This window comes from Desulfocapsa sulfexigens DSM 10523 (assembly GCF_000341395.1).
In the GTDB taxonomy this organism is placed as follows: Bacteria; Desulfobacterota; Desulfobulbia; order Desulfobulbales; family Desulfocapsaceae; genus Desulfocapsa; species Desulfocapsa sulfexigens.
In genome coordinates this window covers 3,489,484-3,509,106 of record NC_020304.1, presented here as the reverse complement: position 1 = coordinate 3,509,106, position 19,623 = coordinate 3,489,484, and the positions used below count along the sequence as shown (strand labels likewise).

Annotated in this window: 13 protein-coding genes and 1 pseudogene; 7 read left to right on the top strand and 7 right to left on the bottom strand. The window is 44.5% G+C overall.

Going from position 1 to position 19,623, the window contains the following annotated elements; genetic code table 11:
* The first annotated feature begins 84 nt into the window (after positions 1–84).
* From acsC to UWK_RS19490, 5 genes and pseudogenes are all read left to right on the top strand, one after another.
* Positions 85–1,440 carry an acetyl-CoA decarbonylase/synthase complex subunit gamma gene (gene acsC / locus UWK_RS15685; RefSeq protein WP_015405372.1) on the top strand — a complete coding sequence of 452 codons (1,356 nt, stop codon included), beginning with the start codon at positions 85–87 and terminating at the stop codon, positions 1,438–1,440.
* Between the two features lie 9 nt (positions 1,441–1,449).
* Positions 1,450–2,928 (top strand): annotated as a pseudogene (locus tag UWK_RS20240) (FAD-dependent oxidoreductase); the annotation flags it as partial.
* 45 nt (positions 2,929–2,973) lie between these two features.
* Positions 2,974–5,622 carry a formate dehydrogenase subunit alpha gene (fdhF, locus tag UWK_RS20235; protein ID WP_407637489.1) on the top strand — a complete coding sequence of 883 codons (2,649 nt, stop codon included), beginning with the start codon at positions 2,974–2,976 and terminating at the stop codon, positions 5,620–5,622.
* 100 nt (positions 5,623–5,722) lie between these two features.
* Positions 5,723–8,788: an FAD-dependent oxidoreductase gene (locus UWK_RS15665; RefSeq protein ID WP_083907319.1), complete on the top strand. Its 3,066-nt coding sequence runs from the start codon at positions 5,723–5,725 to the stop codon at positions 8,786–8,788.
* A gap of 49 nt (positions 8,789–8,837) precedes the next feature.
* Positions 8,838–9,440, top strand: a complete 603-nt coding sequence (locus UWK_RS19490) for a hydrogenase iron-sulfur subunit (protein ID WP_153304915.1) — start codon at positions 8,838–8,840, stop codon at positions 9,438–9,440.
* Positions 9,441–9,519: 79 nt separating this feature from the next.
* Here the strand turns inward: UWK_RS19490 and UWK_RS15655 are convergent, their stop codons facing one another.
* A complete protein-coding gene (locus UWK_RS15655) occupies positions 9,520–9,879 on the bottom strand; it encodes a PilZ domain-containing protein (RefSeq protein ID WP_015405367.1) in 360 nt (119 codons plus the stop codon).
* A 255-nt stretch (positions 9,880–10,134) separates the two neighbouring features.
* Between UWK_RS15655 and UWK_RS15650 the strand changes: the two genes are divergently transcribed.
* Positions 10,135–11,235 (top strand): hypothetical protein, encoded by a 1,101-nt coding sequence (locus tag UWK_RS15650; protein ID WP_015405366.1) that lies wholly within the window; start codon positions 10,135–10,137, stop codon positions 11,233–11,235.
* Here the strand turns inward: UWK_RS15650 and UWK_RS15645 are convergent.
* The 4 genes from UWK_RS15645 to UWK_RS15630 form a co-directional block, all read right to left on the bottom strand.
* Positions 11,219–11,851, bottom strand: a complete 633-nt coding sequence (locus tag UWK_RS15645; protein WP_167320761.1) for a lytic transglycosylase domain-containing protein — start codon at positions 11,849–11,851, stop codon at positions 11,219–11,221. The genes UWK_RS15650 and UWK_RS15645 overlap by 17 nt on opposite strands.
* A 33-nt stretch (positions 11,852–11,884) precedes the next feature.
* On the bottom strand, positions 11,885–13,189 hold the full coding sequence (locus UWK_RS15640; protein ID WP_015405364.1) for a M18 family aminopeptidase: 1,305 nt from the start codon (positions 13,187–13,189) through the stop codon (positions 11,885–11,887).
* Positions 13,190–13,218: 29 nt separating this feature from the next.
* Complete coding sequence (locus tag UWK_RS18765) at positions 13,219–14,019, bottom strand: putative metalloprotease CJM1_0395 family protein (RefSeq protein ID WP_015405363.1); 801 nt, start codon at positions 14,017–14,019, stop codon at positions 13,219–13,221.
* A 105-nt stretch (positions 14,020–14,124) separates the two neighbouring features.
* The gene (locus tag UWK_RS15630) at positions 14,125–15,177 is read right to left on the bottom strand and encodes a hypothetical protein (RefSeq protein ID WP_015405362.1); all 1,053 of its coding nucleotides are present in this window, start codon (positions 15,175–15,177) and stop codon (positions 14,125–14,127) included.
* A 234-nt stretch (positions 15,178–15,411) separates the two neighbouring features.
* Between UWK_RS15630 and UWK_RS15625 the strand changes: the two genes are divergently transcribed.
* Positions 15,412–16,341 carry a manganese-dependent inorganic pyrophosphatase gene (locus UWK_RS15625; protein WP_015405361.1) on the top strand — a complete coding sequence of 310 codons (930 nt, stop codon included), beginning with the start codon at positions 15,412–15,414 and terminating at the stop codon, positions 16,339–16,341.
* Positions 16,342–16,500: 159 nt separating this feature from the next.
* On the opposite strand, the gene UWK_RS15620 is transcribed toward UWK_RS15625, so the two are convergent.
* Together UWK_RS15620 and UWK_RS15615 are read right to left on the bottom strand one after the other, a co-directional pair.
* On the bottom strand, positions 16,501–17,937 hold the full coding sequence (locus UWK_RS15620; protein WP_015405360.1) for a UshA-like (seleno)protein: 1,437 nt from the start codon (positions 17,935–17,937) through the stop codon (positions 16,501–16,503).
* A 166-nt stretch (positions 17,938–18,103) separates the two neighbouring features.
* Complete coding sequence (locus UWK_RS15615) at positions 18,104–19,399, bottom strand: replication-associated recombination protein A (protein ID WP_228130021.1); 1,296 nt, start codon at positions 19,397–19,399, stop codon at positions 18,104–18,106.
* Positions 19,400–19,623: the final 224 nt, after the last annotated feature.

Sequence of the window (19,623 nt, the reverse complement as noted above, 5' to 3'; positions counted from 1 at the left end):
ATTTACAAGAAACATTCAATATTACGTAATAAATATTACAATACATACAAAATTCCAATTGTATAGATAACTGGAGGAATCACCATGGCCTTAACCGGTATTCAAATTCTTAAGATGCTGCCCAAGAAAAATTGTGGCGAATGTAGCATCCCTACCTGCCTTGCCTTTGCTATGAAAGTAGCGGCTGGCCAGGTTGAAATTGATGAATGTCCTTATGTTTCCGATGAGGCCAAGGCCACCATTAGCGAGGCTTCTGCTCCTCCGATACGCACCATTAAACTTGGTGCCAAGGATAATAGTTTTGTCTCCGGTGGCGAGACCTGTATGTATCGTCATGATAAGCGTTTTGAGAATCAGACAGGTATCGCAGTTCTCGTTACCACTGAAATGAGCGATGCTGATGTCGATGGCCGTATTGAGCGTTTTAATAAGTTCGAATACGAGCGTGTTGGAGTTATCATGCGTGCGGATCTCATTGCTGTTAAAGATTCCAAAAACGATGAAGCCTCCTTTGTTGCTCTCACCAAGAGGGTACTTGAAGGTTCTGCTCGTGCTGCCATCATCCTTATGAGTGATTCTGCTGCAAATATGGAAGCAGCCGCTAAGATCTGCGGTGATAGAGTGCCTTTGCTTTATGGTGCAACTCTTGATAATGCAGACGATATGGCAAAGCTTGGCAGCAGTTTTAAGGCCCCAGTAGGTGTCAAGGCAAGTAATCTTGATAACTGTGTTGAAATTGCTGAAAAGCTCAGTGCAGCCGGCCTTAAAGATATGGTCATTGATACCGGTGCTCGTACTCTTCGTGCAGCATTTGAGGATAATGTGGTTGCAAGGCGCTCTGCTGTAAAAGCCAAGTTTAAACCTCTTGGGTTTCCTACTATTACCTTCCCATGTGAGATTACCGATGATCCAATGCTTGAAGCGATGGTTGCCTCTGTGCTCATTGCCAAATATGCAGGTATCATAGTACTTGGCGATCTTCAGGGCGACCTGATCTTTCCGCTTTTCCTTGAGCGGATGAATATTTTTACCGACCCTCAGCGTCCCATGGTTGTTACAGAGGATATTTATCCACTTACTGGACCCGATGAGAACTCCCCGGTTGTTATCACCTGTAACTTTTCGCTTACCTACTTTATTGTTTCTGGTGAGATTGAAGGTTCCAAGGTTCCAACCTGGCTGCTTATCAAGGATACTGAAGGACTCTCGGTTCTTACGGCATGGGCAGCTGGAAAATTTGGTGCTGACCTCATTGCTCAGTTTGTTAAAAAAGGTGGCATTGAGGATAAGGTCAAACATCGTGATATTATCATTCCCGGCTATCTTGCGTCACTTAAAGGTGAGCTTGAAGAAGAACTTCCAGATTGGAATATCATTATTGGACCTCGTGAAGCCGGACATCTTCCAGTGTTCCTGAAAGAATGGAAACCTTCTAACTAATAGGAATTCATGAGCACTGTTACACTGACTATAAACGGCAATGAGATAGTAGCAGAGGAAGGCCTTACCATCCTTGAAGTTGCTAAAAGATCTGATATCAGAATCCCAACTCTCTGTCATGTGAAAGGAAAACCTTCTACTAACCCATGTGAGATCTGCGTGGTGGAAGTGGAAGGACAGGAAGATTTAATGCGTTCCTGTGTTACTCTTGCTCGTGACGGAATGAATATACAAACTGAATCTGAGGAGGTTTTTAGCCACAGACAGGATCGACTTGCCATCATCTCCGAGACGCATTTCGGTGATTGCAAGGCTCCATGTAATCTCACTTGTCCCGGTCAGATCAATGTTCAGGCGTATATTGCTCATGTTTCAAAAGGAGAATACGAGGAGGCCTTGCGTGTTGTCATGGAGCGCAATCCTGTTCCATTTTCCGTTGGCCGTGTCTGTCCCCGTTTTTGCGAAACCCGCTGTCGCCGGCTTCTCATTGACGAACCAGTATCCATCAATCATTTGAAACGTTTTGTTGCCGACTGGTGCATGAGTCATGAGATTGATCTGAAAATTCCAAAAGATAAACCAACCGGTAAGCGTATCGCAGTTATCGGTGGAGGCCCAGCTGGTCTCACAGCGGCATGGTTCCTGACCCGAAAAGGTCATGAGGTTACCATCTTTGAAGCTGCCCCTAAACTTGGCGGCGCACTTCGTTATGGCTTTCCTGATTACAAGATTCCCAAAGAGATTGTTGATTATGAAGTCAACGCTATTCTGCGCATGGGAATCAATATTCGGCTGTCGCAGAAATGGGGGAAAGATTTCACCCTGCAGGACCTCAAAGATATGGGGTTTGATGCCACTTTTATTGGGATCGGTGCAACCATTGATGTTCCCTTTGACGTACCCTGTACCGACAAGGAGAATGTCTACACAGCCACCAGTTTTCTCCGCATGATCAATGAAGGCAGAAAACTCGATCTTGGTCGCACTGCCGCAGTAATCGGAGGCAATAACATCGCCATGGAAGTAGCTAGGTCGCTGCTTCGTGAGGGTGTTGAACAGGTAACAATAGTATACCCTAGGGCTCGCCTTGAGATGCCAGCCAACCAGCGTAATGTGAAGGAAGCAGAGAACGAAGGCGTCCAGTTTCTTCTTATGGCTTCACCTTCTGGGCTTTGTGCTGTTCCAGATGAAAACAATCGGCTGAAACTTGATCTTATCAGGATGAAACTTGGTGAACCAGACAAAAAGGGCAAACGGGATATCCTGCCCATACCTGGCTCAACCAATTCCTTAGGCGTTGACACCGTTGTCTCTTCACTTGGTCAAATGGCAGTAAATGGCATTATTTCCGGTGGGGAACTTGAAGAACAGCTCAAAATCACTCCCGCGGGAATGTTTGTTTCTAATCCCAGAAGTTCAGAGACCAGTGTTGATGGAGTTTTTGCAGGCGGTGATGCTGCAAATGGTTCTAAATCTGTTATTCAGGCCGTTGTTTCTGCAAGAAGGGCTGCCAATAATATCAATGCCTATGTGATGAATTGTGAAAAGGATCCAGCAGATAACCGGTTCAATTTTACCCGGGGAAAATCCTTTGATGATGTCTCCCTCAAGAATTTTGATGAAATTGCAATCAATCTTCGTGAGAAAATGCCCGAACGCCCGCCTGAAGTTTCCACCCAGGATTACGATGAAGTCAAACTTGGATTCACCGAAAAAATGGCAAGACGTGAAGCTGATCGTTGTCTTAAGTGTGGCTGCACCGCCTTTGAACGTTGTGATCTGAAACGCCTCGATATCGAACTGAATGTCAATATCAATAAAACCGGAATGGGTACAGTACCTGTTTATCCCGTTGATACCAGTCATCGCGCAATCACTGTCGACCCAAATAAGTGCATTTTCTGTGGTCGTTGTGAACGATCGTGTGAATATGACGCACTTGAAGTACGTGCTGAATCTGTCGATGAAAAAGGCAGACCAGTAGGCCTTGTTATCGATTTTAAGGAAAATTGCGTCTCCTGTGGTAAATGTGTTGAGAATTGTTCCACCGGGGCCCTGAATAAAAAGAATCGTATTGTGCCTATTCAGGCGGAAGATGTTCGAGAGGTCAGAACTACCTGTCCCTATTGTGGAACCGGATGTCAAATGATCCTCAAGGTGAAAGGTCACACCGTCATGGAGGTGACTGCTGATCCTGAGATTGGACCTAATTTTGGTGATCTCTGTGTTAAAGGACGATTTGGCCATAATTTTATCCAACATCCAGATCGATTAAAGACACCTCTTATTCGCAGACAGAAGGGGATGCCACTCGAACCGGTGAAGTGGGATGAGGCCCTGGATTTTATGGGCCAAGCCTTTTCCCGTATTCTCGGTGAAAAAGGGCCTGATGCTCTTGCCGGACTCTCTTCAGCCCGATGTACCACTGAAGAAAACTACGCCTTTCAGAAGTTTTTCCGAGCTGGAATAGGGACAAATAACGTTGACCATTGTGCCAGATACTGACACAGCCCAACGGTGACCGGTCTGGTCACAGTACTTGGTTCAGGCGCAATGACTAACACCATTAACGGTATTCTCGATAGTGATGTGATGCTGGTTATTGGATCCAACACAACAGAGACACATCCTATTATCGGCTTACGCATGCTTGAGGCTGCAAAGAACGGTTCTAAACTCATTGTTGCGGATCCCCGCCGTATTAAATTGTGTGACTCAGCAGATCACTGGGTACAGCAGAAACCTGGAACCGATGGTGCGTTGATTAATGCTTTGTGTCATGTCATTCTTCGTGACGGTCTTGAGGATAAAAAATACATTGAAGAGCGTGCAGAGAATTTTGATGCTTTTAAAAAATCCATTGCTGATTGTACCCCTGAATGGGCTGCAGCTATTACCAATGTACCGGTGACCTTGATCGAGGAAGTAGCACATACATTTGCGAAGGCTGATAAGGCCGGCATTTACTACACCATGGGTATTACCCAGCACACCTCAGGTACTGATAATGTATGTTCACTCGCGAACCTTGCAGTGATAACAGGAAATCTTGGCAAAGAAGGTGCAGGACTTAATCCACTTCGTGGCCAGAATAATGTTCAGGGGGCCAGTGATATGGGTTGTGTTCCAACGTTTTTCCCTGGTTATCAACGTTGTGATGACGAAGCTGCCTGTACAAAGTTTTCAGAAATATGGCAAAGCCCAATTACGAATAAGCCAGGTCTTATGGCGACAGAAATGGGTGATGCAATGCTTCAGGGGAAAGTTGCCGGATTGTGGATTATGGGTGAAAATCCTGTTCTCAGCGATCCCAATAGTAGTCATGCGAAAAAGGCCTTTGAGAAACTCGAATGCCTGGTTGTTCAGGATATTTTCCTCACTGAAACTGCTGAAATTGCAGACGTTGTCCTACCAGCTGCCTCCTTCGCTGAGAAAGATGGAACGTTTGCAAATACTGAAAGAAAGGTTCAGCGTGTTCGGCGCGCCGTACCTCCTCCTGGAGATGCCAGGGACGATCTTTCAATAATTAATATGGTAAGTAACAGGATACTAGGGAATCAGAATGGAAGATATCAGGGTAGCAGTGACCCTGTATTTCATACCGTTCCACCTTTTGCCAATGAAGTCTTTGATGAAATAACAAAGTGCTGGGTAGCCATGGCGGGAATGAGTTATGAAAGACTTGAAAAAGAGTCACTTGCCTGGCCATGTCCGGAAGCTGATCACCCTGGAACTCCAATTCTTCACAAAACTGGGTTTCCGATTGGTAAGGCGTGGTTGTCCGCCATTACCTGGAATGGACCTGCAGAAAATCCTGATGAAGAGTATCCGCTTGTCCTGACAACCGGTAGAATTCTGTACCAGTACCACACGGGAACGATGACCAGACGTTCAGATGTTCTGGAAAGTTCTGCTCCATCTGCCTATATCGAAATGAATCCCTTAGATGCTGCTACCCTGAATCTCACTGATAATGAAATGGTTCGTGCTGCATCACGACGTGGAGAAATTGAAATTGCTGTAAGGATTACAGAGCGAGTTAATAAGGGGTTGGTTTTTATTCCTTTTCATTATAAGGAGGCCTCGGCCAATCTGTTGACTAATGACGCACTCGATCCACAATGTAAAATTCCCGAGGCCAAGGTTTGTGCTATCAAGATCACAAAACTTGAAGTTGCCTGAGGAAGAGAGTTAAAAAAACGATTTGTACTTTTCGCAGGGTGAAAAACTGCGTTGAACAAGTAAGTAGATAATTACAAAAAATATTAGCCCGGAGATTGTGATGGGAAAAGCGATAACACAGAGGGAAGGAGCTGTAATGATACTCGGCGGGGGAATTGCCGGTATCCAGGCTGCTCTTGATATGACCGACCTTGGTTATTATGTCTATCTGGTCGAAAAAGCACCAGCTGTTGGTGGTGTGATGGCCCAACTTGACAAGACCTTTCCGACCAATGATTGTTCACTCTGAATCCTGGCGCCAAAGCTGGTAGAGGCCGGTCGGTCTCCAAACATTGAAATGATCACCAATGCTGACTTTCTTGCATTGGAGGGAAAACCAGGGAATTTTACAGCAAAGCTGAACATACGGCCGCGCTATATTGATGCTGATGCCTGTACTGCCTGTGGTTTATGCACCCAGTATTGTCCAAAGCATCATGCAGATGCATATAATGAAGGATTGTCCATTACCAGGCCAATTCATATCGATTATGCACAGGCTGTCCCCGCAACCTATTATATTGATCCTGCATCCTGCATGCATATTCAATATGATACCTGTCAGATCTGTGTTCCCGTCTGTCAGAGTCATGCAATTAATTTCAGCCAGAAACCAGAGTCACGGGACCTCAAGATTGGAGCTGTCATTCTATCACCTGGTTTTGGTAAGATTGCTGATGAAACTCTTGAAAAATTCAGTTACGGAAAACATCCAGACGTTGTCACCGCTTATGAGTATGAGCGGATGACCACTGCTTCAGGGCCGTTCCTTGGTGAGATTAAATGTTTCTCCGATGGTCGTCATCCTAAATCCATGGCATTCATTCAGTGTGTCGGATCAAGGGATCTTGGCTGCGACAATGGCTACTGCTCTTCTGTCTGTTGCATGTATGCAATTAAGGAAGCCCTTGTAACAAAAGAACATGATCCCGAGGTGGATATTACCATCTACTACATGGATATCCGTACCCAGGGAAAAGATTTTGATGCAGCTCGTGAGCGGGCTGAGGCCATTGGAATTAAGTTTGTCCGTGCAAAAGTTGCCGATGTTACTCCGTGGGAGAATCATCTGAGACTTACCTACTCTACTCTGGATGGTCAACACAAATTTGATGCCCATGATATGGTTGTTCTCTCTGTCGGTCTTGAGTCACCCAAGGACGCCCAGAAGATCTCAGATATAACCAAAATAGAACTCAATAAATATGATTTTTGTAAAACAAACTCCTTTACCCCCCTGCAGACTTCTCAGGATGGTATTGTAGTTGCCGGTGCATTTCAGGGGCCCAAGGATATTCCAGAGTCAGCAACCCAGTCATCCGGTGCTGCAGCGCTTGCTGCAAGTATCCTGAAAAAACAGAGAGGTAAGGGAACAATTATCAAGGAATATCCCAGCGAACTCTCTGTAACAGATGAGGATGAAGTACGGATTGGCGTCTTTGTTTGTCACTGTGGTATCAATATCAGCTCCGTAGTCGATTGTCCGGATGTCGCTGATAATGCCGGGACAATGGATAATGTCGCCTACTACACAGAAAACCTCTACTCCTGCTCTCAGGATGCTCAGGAACAGATCAAGAAAACAATCAAAGATCAGAAATTAAACAGGGTTGTCATTGCAGCCTGTTCTCCAAGAACACATGAACCACTTTTTCAGGAGACGTTAAAGGATGCAGGATTGAATAGAAACCTCTTTGAGATGGTGAATATTAGGGATCAATGTTCCTGGGTACACGCCAATGAGCCTGAAGCTGCGACACAAAAGTCCAAGGACCTGGTTCGTATGGCTGTTTCAAAGGCTGCACATATTCAACCACTTCCAGAACAGACAGTTCCAGTTACCCCTAAAGCCCTTGTCATTGGTGGTGGAATAGCTGGTATGACTGCTGCATTGTCTCTTGCCGATCAGGGCTTTGAGTCGATTCTTGTTGAGAAATCACCTTCCATTGGTGGTAATTTAAAGAATCTGAAAAATACTCTCGCAGGAGATACGGTTGGAACTTTTTTGAAAACACTTACCGCAAAGGTTCAGAAATCAGCAAAGATTACCGTTATTACCGATGGATCCCTCGCCCAGACATCTGGATTTATCGGTAACTTTAATTCTGTGATCGAAAGCGGAAAAGGTAAAAACAAGAAAGAAACCGTTTATGACCACGGTGTTATAGTGGTGGCAACCGGTGGCCACGAGCACCGTCCTGATTTATATGAGCTTGGCAAATCAAAAAAGGTTGTTACACAGCAGGAGCTTGAAGCGAAGCTTGCCGGACGAACTAAGAATCGCGCGCCTAACTCTATTGTGATGATCCAGTGTGCCGGGTCCCGGGGTGAGGATCTTAACTATTGTTCCAAGGTGTGCTGTAATCATGCGATGAAAAATATTCTGAAGATTAAGGAAATTAATCCTGACTCCCAGATTATTGTTCTTTATCGTGATATCCGGACCTATGGTTTTGCAGAAGATGCTTACCTTGAGGCGAGAAAGAAGGGTGTTGTTTTTATTCCCTATGAGACTGACCGAAGGCCTGTTGTGAGCTCAAAAGGTACCAAAGTACAGGTTGACTTCTTTGATTCTATCATGCAGGAAGAAGTAAGTATGAACCCGGATTTGGTAACTTTGTCCGTAGGAATTGTACCGGATGGAACTGATGAGCTTTCCAAGATGCTCAAGCTCCCGGTCAATGCCAATGGATTTTTCCTTGAGGCCCATGTGAAGCTTCGCCCCGTAGAGGCCGCAGTTGACGGTATCTATATATGCGGACTCGCCCATGCTCCGAAACCTGTTGAGGAAACAATTGTCCAGGCGCAGGCTGCTGCAGCAAAGGCAGCTATGCCCCTTGTTAAGGGGTTTGTCACCGTTGATCCGATTGTTTCCAGTGTTGAACAGGATAACTGTATCGGTTGTGGCCTTTGTAGCAGTCTCTGCCCCTATGGCGCAATTATAATGGAAAAAGTCGGGAAAAAGCGTAAAGCAAGAACCATTTCAGCTTCCTGTAAGGCTTGTGGAATTTGTGCTTCACATTGCCCAACTTTTGCTATTTCCATGGGTGGCTTCACTAATGAGCAGTTGATTTCTCAAATAGAAGCCTTTGGAAATAAAATAACCGATGAAAAAGTAGAAGCTTGATTCCTCATTCATAGAGATACGTAAAAAGAGTAATATACGGAGAAAAAATATGTCCGAAAATTCATTCAACCCGAAAATTCTTGGGTTCCTCTGCAACTGGTGCTGTTATGCAGCCGCCGATGCAGCAGGGGTTTCGCGCTTCCAGTACCCGCCAAACCTGCGCACTGTTCGCGTTATGTGTACTGGTAGGGTTGACCCATCATTTGTGTTAAAAGGCTTCCTTGAAGGAGCCGACGCTATCTTTACCGGCGGCTGACAACTTGGCGAATGTCATTACCAGGTAGGTAATTATGATGCGATGGGAGTTGATGCACTTGTTAAAAAAGTACTCAGAGATGTTGGAATTAAGGAGGAGCGTTTCAGTCTTCAATGGGCTTCGGCTGCTGAAGCACCTCTGTTTGTAAAACATATCACTGGATTTACCGAGACCATGAGAGAACTTGGTCCTATTGGTGAGGCTGAAGGGCTTACAAAGGACAAAGTTCAGGAACGAATCAAAAAAGCACTTGATGCGGTATCGAGTCAGAAGGTTCGTATCAGTTTTGGAAATGCCACTAAGGCGGTGCGAAAAGATGGAATCTGGACCGTTGAGCATATCAATGGAATAATAAACACCAAGATGGAAAAATCTCTGGCCTCACTCAGCGAATAAAACAATTTTTTATAAACATAAAAAGCCCTGTGTCTTGAGTAAGACACAGGGCTTTTGTCGTTTCAGCATAGGAAAAAGGTTATTCGTCGGTTATTATCAATTGGCCATTTTTAAAGACCTTGAGTTTTTGTTTATAGATGTAGAATATTGTAAGCCATTCCATGGGGTCAGAAAATTTCACAGCAACACAACAGGGTTCGTTACGGACAACGGTGGCAACAAGATTTTCTATAAACAAATTACTTGTGTCACCCTGCAATTTTATAGACACATCATACTTTCTTCCAATTGTAAGGTCATCTTCTATGGCTATAAGCGCACCGCTGGCACTCAAATTTAGAATTTTTCCTATAATCTTTTCTTGTTTCTGGTCTAGAAGTATAACCTCAGTTTCAATGAGCAGGCGAGTTGTGTCTCTTTTTTCTGTGAATGAGTTCATACACTAATGGGAGTCTGTAATTTTTAGATAGTTTGTATTGTCATGCTGTATTACTTTTCTGAAATACCAAAATAAGGATACCGTACAGGATATCATTTAACAATAGTCATTGTATATAATTATAAATCTGATTATTTCCCTTAATTTTTTGTGATCTGTTGCCGATATAGTGGATACACAATTGTTGGTGCCCTGGTCAGGGACGATCATGTCACCTAGTCTTCATTTTTTCATGTATGCCAAGGAGGGCCTGCCATGAAAATTGCCGAATCAGCAGTCCTGTTCAATTCTGAAAGATCTCTTGTCGAAAATCACCAAAAAAAAGAAACACTTATTGTATGGAAAGCTGGTGAGGAAAAACGTCCTGCCATAGCTACTAATAACGGCCAAGGACAGATGATAGATATTCAGAAACATATCTCATCCCTCAATGAATCTACACAAGTGAGTCTTTCAGCCCAGGCGCTTAGAAGCCAACCCATTAATGCAGTCACAGAGCCATCAGCTGAAGAAAGTGAAGTAATGGTTGATTTAAATATTCGGATTCTGCGGGCCATGGTTGAACGGTTCACAGGGAAACGGATTCGTCTTTCTTCCCAAGGATATCTACAGGCAAACAACAAACAACCTTCACCTGAATACGATTCTGCCCACGACGGTAATGCGTCAGCCAGAGTTGAGCCCCCATCCCAGGGTGGTCTTATATATGAATCCTATGAATCCTATTATGAAAAAGAATCTACAGGATTTTCAGCGAAAGGGATCATTCTTAGCGAAGATGGTGAAGAAATCCAATTTACTGTTGATCTCAATATGAGTCGTGAATTTTTCAGCGAAGAACGAGTTACTATCAGAGCAGGGGATGCCCTTAAAGACCCTCTTGTTATCAATTTTTCTGGAAAAGCTGCAGAACTAACCGATACTCAATTTTCCTTCGATATTGATAATGACGGGACCACAAATCAGATTTCATTTTTAAAACCCGGGAGTGGATTTCTCGCTCTTGATGGTAACGAAGATGGCAGGATTAACAATGGGTCGGAACTATTTGGCCCCGAAAGCGGCAATGGTTTTCGTGACCTGGCAGCCTATGACGGTGATGGGAATAATTGGATAGATGAAAATGACAATATTTATAATAAGCTACGTGTTTGGACAAAGGATAGTGATGGGAATGATACCCTTTTTGCCCTTGGCGAAAAAGGTATAGGAGCTATCTACCTAGGGGCAGCATCAACACTGTTTACATTGACGGATGCCAGGAATGCGATGTTGGGCGAAGTTCAATCAACTGGTATTTTTGTCAGAGACAATGGCGGGGTTGGAACGGTACAGCAGATTAATCTGGTTGCTTGACATACTGTCTTGAAGAAACAGATATACGTTTTCTTTTCTGCAAAAGGTCAATGTAGTAGGCATTAATTTTACCTATAAGATTGTGGGTTTCCTGGTAGGGGACGGTACGCCCTCTTTGTAACTCCCGATGATATTCACCTGCATTCCATGCAGACAATACCAGCTCCAGTTTACCGTTAAACTTGTAGTTGTATTTTGAAATCAGATAGCAGGTTAGAAGAATATTAATTGCAGGATCAAAAAGGTCTTCTTTCTGAAGGTTGGCAAGTTTCTGAGGTTTTATATGTCGGAATGTATAGCCTGAATCCGCCAATTCCCTTGCAGCCTCTTTCCCGGTGGGAAACATAATCTGACCAAGGCCCATTGCTCCCTTAGGAGAAACTGCAACAGGATCAACGCTTGATTCGGCAATGATAAGTGCACGGATAAAATCCGGACTGACCTTATGGTTTCTTCTGAAAAATGCAAATTGAGAATAGTAGTTGATAAAGCCATTATAGGGAGAAAGTCGCTTCAGGGTCAGATGGCTGACCTGTGAATTTTTATACTTATGGAGACTGCTGTGCAGCTGTGACGCCCAGGATATTTCTATAGCAGCAAAACAGGAAAGGAGCACGAGTATTCCTGTAAAAAGGATAGCTCTCACTCGCTATGCCTCGGTCATGGGCAGAATTGGGCGGGTAAAGAAATGGGCAATGGTCTGGTAAAGCATGTAAGGGTCTTTTGCCCCTGTGGTTTCACGAATGGAGTGCATGGCAAGACTTGGTGCTCCAATATCAACTGTCTGAATGCCAAGACTTGTGGCTGCAATGGGTCCAATTGTTGATCCGCAGGTCAGGTCGTTGTTCATTACGAATGTCTGAATGGGTACATTTACTTCATGGCACAGAGTCTTATACATAGCAGCAGACCTTCCGGTGGTGGCATAGCGTTGATTACTGTTGTATTTGATGACAGGCCCATTGTTCAGAAGTGGAAGATGCTGTGGGTCATGTTTTTCACTGAAGTTTGGATGGGTAGCATGGGCGTTATCCAGTGATATAAAGTGTGAACTGTTCATAAGTCTGTTGAAGCGTGCTGGGTCTGGCAGTAATCGCTTGAGTACCGAAGGGAGAAATGTGCCGTGTGCTCCTGCAAGGGAAGATGATCCGATTTCTTCATGATTGCTGCAAAGTAGAAGGCAGTTACCTGTAGTGTTTTTCTGGAGCAGTCCCTGCATACTTACAAAACAACTGAGCAGATTGTCCAGGCGGCCGGATACTATGAAATCATCGTTAAGGCCAAGTAACGCAGGACCTTGGGTATCATAACAGAAAAGGTCATAGCCAAGGAGTGCATCAAATGTGAGTTCAGGATACTCATGGCTGATCTGCTGAAGAAGGAGGTCCATGAAAGGGGGATCTTTTTCGGTGGATTGGAACAGGAGGGCATAGAGTTGCTTTTGTTTTTCAACCGTATGTTCCTTGTTCGCTGTTCTGTCGAGGTGGATGGCAAGGCTTGGAATGATCGCCATTGCTTTTTTAAAATCAATAGTACGATTTAGCAGGGCGTTGTTGGCAAGCAGGGAGACACGTCCGGCTATTCCAAGATCACGATCAAACCAGGTGGTGAGAAGGGGCCCGCCATACACTTCAACACAAAGCTGGTTGAGTGAATGGGATTTGCGAACTGGGGTTGGTTTGAGCTGCAATGACGGACTGTCAGTGTGAGCACCTGTCATTCGCCATGGTGTGTTCTCTTTGCCGCTGGCAGCAATTTTAAAGGCTATAATTGATCCATCATCACGGATACAGTAGTATCCCTGCCCGTCTTTAATTTTCCACTCGTCATTTTCATGAAGAGCGGTAAAGCCAGCCTGAAGGAATTGGCTACTCATATATTTCGTAGTATGGAAGGGCGTTGGGCACTGTTGTAAAAAATCAAAAAAATCCTTGTTAAAGGCTGTCAGATTCATTTCTTTTATGTCAAAGGTAGAGGGATTTGTCAGGTTGCAAGGGCGGCGATTGCCTGGTAAGCCGAGGTCATGGATCTGCGCCGGCTAATGTCCGATACCTGCGGCATATTCCCCGGAGCCTCAGTGGGGTTTTCTTCAACTCCAGCAGTATCCCGGTTGGTTGTATTTTCTGCAATTGCTGTGTCGCCAAGAGGCGAAGGTGTTGGGGGGGATATCTGAGCCTGCTCCAGAAGTTCTTTCATGGCCTGGGCTTCTTTGGAGCTGGCCTGAGCAGCAATACTGCGATCAGTTGCGGAAGGATTTGCCGGGGCCAGGGCTGCGCGTCGAACAGTCCGCATTTTCTGAATTGTCGCTTCCGGCGTCTTTTCCTTCGCTATATCGATGGGAACTTCGCCACCAGTGGCATATTTTTTTCCATTCGGTCCTGTAGTATAGGAGAAGGATGCTCCTCCGGCGGCGTATTGACCAGCTGCTGAGAGATGTGCCTGTTCGTGGGAACGTACTTCGGCATCACGTTTCTGGAGATCTGTTATGAGCCGTAAATCTTCCTGAGAAAGGGCTTGCTGCGTATCGTTCTCTGTACTGCTTTGTGCGTTAATAAGTGATTTTTCTTTTTGAGGGACGGATAATGAATTGGCTTCTCTCTGTGAGAGTTCTTTTCCTTCTGGAGACAAGGAAATGGAGTCATCGGTGGATTGTTGCTGTGACGCAAAAGGATGAGGCGTTTCGACTTGCCCTGTGGTACTAACCTTCCGTTGAAGGGGAGCTGAGGTGTTTTGAACCTGGCTGTAAACCTGCGCACTGTATGAGTGAGAGACAGTTTGCATCATGAACTGATATCCTTGGCAACGTAACAAGAAATTTAGTGATCTTTATCCTGACAGTATACCTTTTGCCGTTTCGAAAATCAAATAGGCCAATGACAAAAATACTGTCTACTGGTATTTTTCCTTAAGACGATACAGGGTATCCAGGTAGGAGTCAGATTGTTTCAAGGCTGAACCTCCTGCCTCCATTTCCGAAATAAGCATATCAACGACGGGTCGCAATGCGATTCCATGTCGATTGTTTTTTTGAAGATTTGCCTGTTCAACCAGAAGGACTGCATAGTAGGTCACAACCATTCTCGACAGGGCATCACGCCTGAAAAGATAGAGTCGCCCGCCCATTGTATTTAAGAAAAAACAGGCATATTCATAGAGAGCATCATGGTCAATGTCCGAGGCGAATGGAGTTGTGCTGCACTCTGGCGTGGTAACTAGTTGGTAGTAGTTACCAAGGATTTGTTCCACACTACTTTTTTCGTTGTCCAGTATCCCTTTGAGCATAAGGATATTGTCTTTGCCGGAAATTCGGAAAAAATGGGCCGTATTCTTTAATATGGTATACAGATCATCTGATTCACGGGTTACTTGAGGTGGGTTGGCCAGGAGTTCGTGAATCAGGGCAGTGAAGTGTTTTTCACTTGAAGTTGCTAATGTGAAATTAGCCATATAGGATTGAGAATCAAGATGGCTATAGAAGTTCTCTAGCTGTTTGGCTGGCTCATCACAGATAGAATTTTTTTTAATGGCTGGGGTACTAGTAGCTGATGGGAGCTGATTGAGGCCAGGAGAGAGTGGCAGAGTCTCACCGTTCTCTTCTGCAGTTGTCTTTATGGGAAGATCATTTTCCGGGTCTGAATCTAATAATTGTGTTGCATTGTCTGCGACGAGGGAAGGTTCAGTTTCGATAGTAAGTGGAGGCGTGGACTCAGATTTTGGCAACGCTTCTTCGATCTCACGTTCTGTTATCTCTGGTGTTTCACTTTCAAGGGAAGCATCAGCGACACGATCAGTCGATTGGGGGGGCTGAGAGCCTGAGTAGAAATAAAAGCTAATTCCCGCAATTGTAAATAACAGAAGAATGACCAGAAGGAATGGGACAAAATTCGATTTTTTAGTGGTCGGAGGGAGGGTGTCCTGTTTTTTTTCTTCGGAAGGGGCCATGGGAAATCAATTATAGCAAAGGTTGGGTTGTTTTTTTATTCTTAATATACCGCAGCTTCTTCTTAATGTCACCATCAAAGAAACCTGTTTAGGTTCCATTATTTTTCAGTGAGAATTTAGTTTTCCACTTGACTCAAATCAGCTAAAGCACTATTGTTGCCAACAATTTAATAGAAGCTAAAGAACCCCCGAAATTGGGTGGTTTTAAAAAATAAAATGTACGGAGGTAACACAATGACAATTTTTGTAACAGGTCACTCTAACCCTGATACCGATTCAGTTACCGCAGCAATCGGTCTTGCTGCTCTTTTGAATGCACAGGGACAGGATGCCAAGGCATGCATGCAGTCTTCTCTCGCGAATCTGAATCCTGAGTCAACTGTTGTACTCGAAAAATTTGGCCTTACCGCTCCAGAAGAAATGATGGATGTTGCCGGCAAGACCATCGCTCTTGTAGATTTCAGTGATATCGGACAGGCTCCTGCAGGAATAACCGAAGCTGAGGTTGTTACCATCGTTGATCACCATAAAGTTGGTGATGTAACCACCAACCAGCCTATTCTTGTCCGTGTTGAACCTGTTGGCTGTACCGGAACCGTACTGAATAAGATGTTTAAAGACGCCGGTGTTGCTATACCTAAGGATGTTGCTGGTGGAATGCTTTCAGCGATTCTTTCTGACACTGTTAATTTCAAATCCCCCACCTGCACCGATGATGACAAAGCTGCTGTTGCAGAACTGAAGGTTATTGCTGGTGTTGAAGATACTGAAGCACTCTTTATGGATATGCTGAAAGCGAAATCTTCCGTTGATGGTGTTCCTGCAAAGGATCTCCTTTTCCGTGATTACAAAGATTTTGACATGAAAGGTAACAAAGTAGGTGTTGGACAGCTCGAACTTGCCACCCTTGATCAGGTTGCTGCTATTCGTGATGATCTTCTTGCTGCTGCTCAGGCAGTAAAAGCAGACGGACGTCACACAGTTCTTCTTATGCTCACTGATGTTGTAAAAGAAGGAACTCAGCTGGTTGTTGTCTCTGATGATGAAGCTCTTATTGAGAAAGCTTTTGGATCCAAAATGGAAGGAACTTCCATGTGGGTTGACGGAATGATGAGCCGTAAAAAGCAGGTAATTCCTGATCTTCAGAAAGCATTCGGTTGTTGATGATAGAGTAGAAAGTATACTGACAGTTATATAGCTGGAAGTGTTAAGGGTGTTTCGAGGATTTCCTCGAAACACCTTTTTTTTTGTGGGTCATGGTGAATCGTGTTTCCCCGAGTTTGATAAGGAGAGAGGAAAAAGGTATGGAAGAGGATGTGCTTTTTATTCGGAAGGACAGGCTATACTGCTTAGCTTTGGAGCATAGTTGAAAGTGTCGTCATGCTCTGGAGTATGGCAGGCGAGACAGAGGGCCTTTTCGGGATTTCTGGATAATGTAAAGGTTTCAGGAGCAATGGAGTGTTCCCTGCCAGGGCCGTGACAGGACTCACAACCTACCGAACGTAATGCTGACGGATAGGAGAGATAACCAGGATCAGGGCTGATCTGGGAATCCAATTTCCTGGGGTTTATGGTCAAATGACAGGGTAAACAGTCCAAATTGAGCGATTTATCCTTTTTATTCAATGTGGAGTAAGCAGAGGCGTGTCTGGTGGCTTTCCAGAACTCAGCCTGAGTTTCATGGCATGTTTCGCAGACGGAATGTCCCACCATGTTTTGAGTAAGTGTGGACAGGTTTCCCGAAGTATTCTCAAGCTGTTTGTTTTTCTTGTTTAATTCTCTGATTTCGCGGTTAAGCAAAATGAGTTTTTCTGCAGTTGGCTGATCGTTTGGCATGTTCTTTTTAAGACCAATAAAGCGATAATTGTATTGATCATTTTTCACTCCTGTTTTTTTCTCCTGGGTCAGGAGTTTTTTTGAAGTGTCTATCTCTCTGTTTAATTCTTCCTTCTCCTTTTCCAGGCGAAGGATAGTATCTGTGTATTTGTTTTCATTTCCATTCTTTTTAGATTGTTTTTTAAGGCGTCGTAACTGCCAGTTAACCGATCCCAGTTTGTTCTGGAGGTCGGCAAGTTGCCTGGTGGTATCATGTCCCCATATCCTCTGTTTACCAAATATGATTTCAAGTAAGCCCTGATATTTTCCCTGTTTTGCCGTTTGGGTAAGGAGGGTATTTCCTATAAGCTGTGGTGAGATGTTCCCCCTGTGTGGGTCTGCTCCAATAAGGAGATTAATATCTGGAAAACGTTTAGCTATTTGCTCGTTTTCAGAATTGTTCAGGGAGGAAAGGAGAATAATAAAAGCATTTTCCTTTTTTTCTTTTATTGTAACGAGAGTTTTCGTTAGTGATTCCTGCCATGGCTGAATATTGATGTTTTTATATTCTTTCTGAGGATGGGCCGTGACTGCGGTAATGACCACCTTTATATCGCCAAGAGTTCTGGTTATCCATTGGGTAAATAAGGGCTTTCCGTCAGGGCCTGTAATATTTGAAGAAATCCATGGGAAGCCATGGCTGTAACTCTTTTGAACAAAATCTATTCCTGCTGCAAGATCCAAGGGGCCTATGGCTACGGCGTCATAGCCAATATCTGTATAGATGTCGAGAATAGTCTCGGCGGTCAGTATTTCCTGGTTCTGCCTTCTATCTATTGAATTCTTTTTAAAAAGGAGATTGCCGGAATCCAGAAGCAGTCTGTTGGATCTATCACTGCTACTCAGGGAGTTGATCTGGTAAATCTTTTTGGGCAGACCGCCCAATTGGTTTGATTGTCAACCGCAGGGTTCTGTCTCACTCTGTATATTACCAGAATAAAATAGAAGGGATGGAGGTCCAGGGGCGGCGGTCACCGGCTGGATACATATAGTGGTGAAAAGAAAACTGAGAGAGCATGCAAGTAAAAGAAAGTGGTTTGAAAATAGTCGATTATTCGGCATTTTGTTTTCTCTTTTTTAGAATTATTTTCCATTTTTCCAGACGATCCTTAATCAATGCCTCGTATCCACGAGTGGTTGGAAAGTAGAATTGTTTTTCTTTTATTTCATCGGGAAGGTGATCCTGAGCGACAAGTGCATTATCGGCATCATGAGCATATTTATACTCTTTCCCATAGTTGAGTTCCTTCATTAGTCTAGTGGGGGCATTGCGAAGATGTAGGGGTACTCCAAGACTGCCGGTTTGACGGATACATTTGCAAACATCGGACTCCGCTCGGTAAATACTGTTGCTCTTCGGAGCTGAAGCAAGGTAGGCGACAGCCTGAGCAATGGCAAGTTTTCCTTCTGGAAGTCCAAGCGTGTGATATGCATCTCTGCAGGAGATTGTATGAATAAGAGCCTGTGGGTCTGATAATCCAATGTCCTCTGAAGCAAACCGGATGAGGCGCCTGCAGATGTAAAGTGGATCTTCGCCAGATTCAAGCATTCGGTAGAGCCAGTAGAGACTGCCGTCAGGGTCAGAGTCACGAAGGCTTTTGTGAAGGGCTGAAATAAGGTTGAAATGTTCGTCGCCATCCCTGTCGTAGCGAAGGGCTGTCTGCTGTGCCGCTTCCAAAATATCATCAGGGCTGATACCATTGGAGGCTGCAGTATCATTTTTTTTCCGGTGAAGAACAATGGTTGCGGCAATTTCCAGAGTATTGAGCCCCTTTCTGGCGTCGCCATCAGCAAGGGTAGTTAAGAGTTCAAGGCTGTTGTTGTCAAAGAAAAGATCAGTCCTGCCGAGGCCCTGCTTTGGATTATCAAGAGCTCTTTGCAGGATAGTCCCAAGGTTCGCTTTGCTTAATGGCGAAAGTACCAGTACTTTGCAGCGGGACAGGAGGGGAGCAATGATTTGAAAGGAAGGGTTTTCCGTTGTGGCGCCAATCAGAGTGAATAGGCCGTTTTCGACATGGGGAAGAAAGGCGTCCTGCTGCCCCTTATTAAAGCGATGAATCTCATCAATAAAGAAAATTGTTCCACGATTTTCAATTTCTCTCTGTTTTTCTGCCTGTTCTACGATTTTTCGAACTTCCTTAACGCCTGAAAGAACGGCAGAGAAATAGACAAAATGAGCACTGGTTGAACGAGCCAGAATTCTGGCCAGGGTAGTTTTTCCGGTTCCAGGAGGGCCCCACAAAATAAGAGATGGCAGGGTGCCAGATCCAAGCATGCTTTCCAGGAGTTTTCCTTTTCCGAGAATGTCTTCCTGGCCCACTATCTCAGTAAGTGATTGGGGGCGCATGCGTTCAGCGAGAGGACTATTAGTTGTCGTTTTCATAGTACAGAAAGGTTAATGTGAAAAACAGTATAGGAAGGTAAATACCCTATACTGACATAATATTGCAAGCAGGATGGAATAAATGCAGGAACAAAGTATCGTCTGCTCTTTTCCGTGACTGAAATCCGCTCCAAAATAATAAACTCAACGGCAGGCTATTGCTTGTAAGCTATTGATGCGGATGGTAG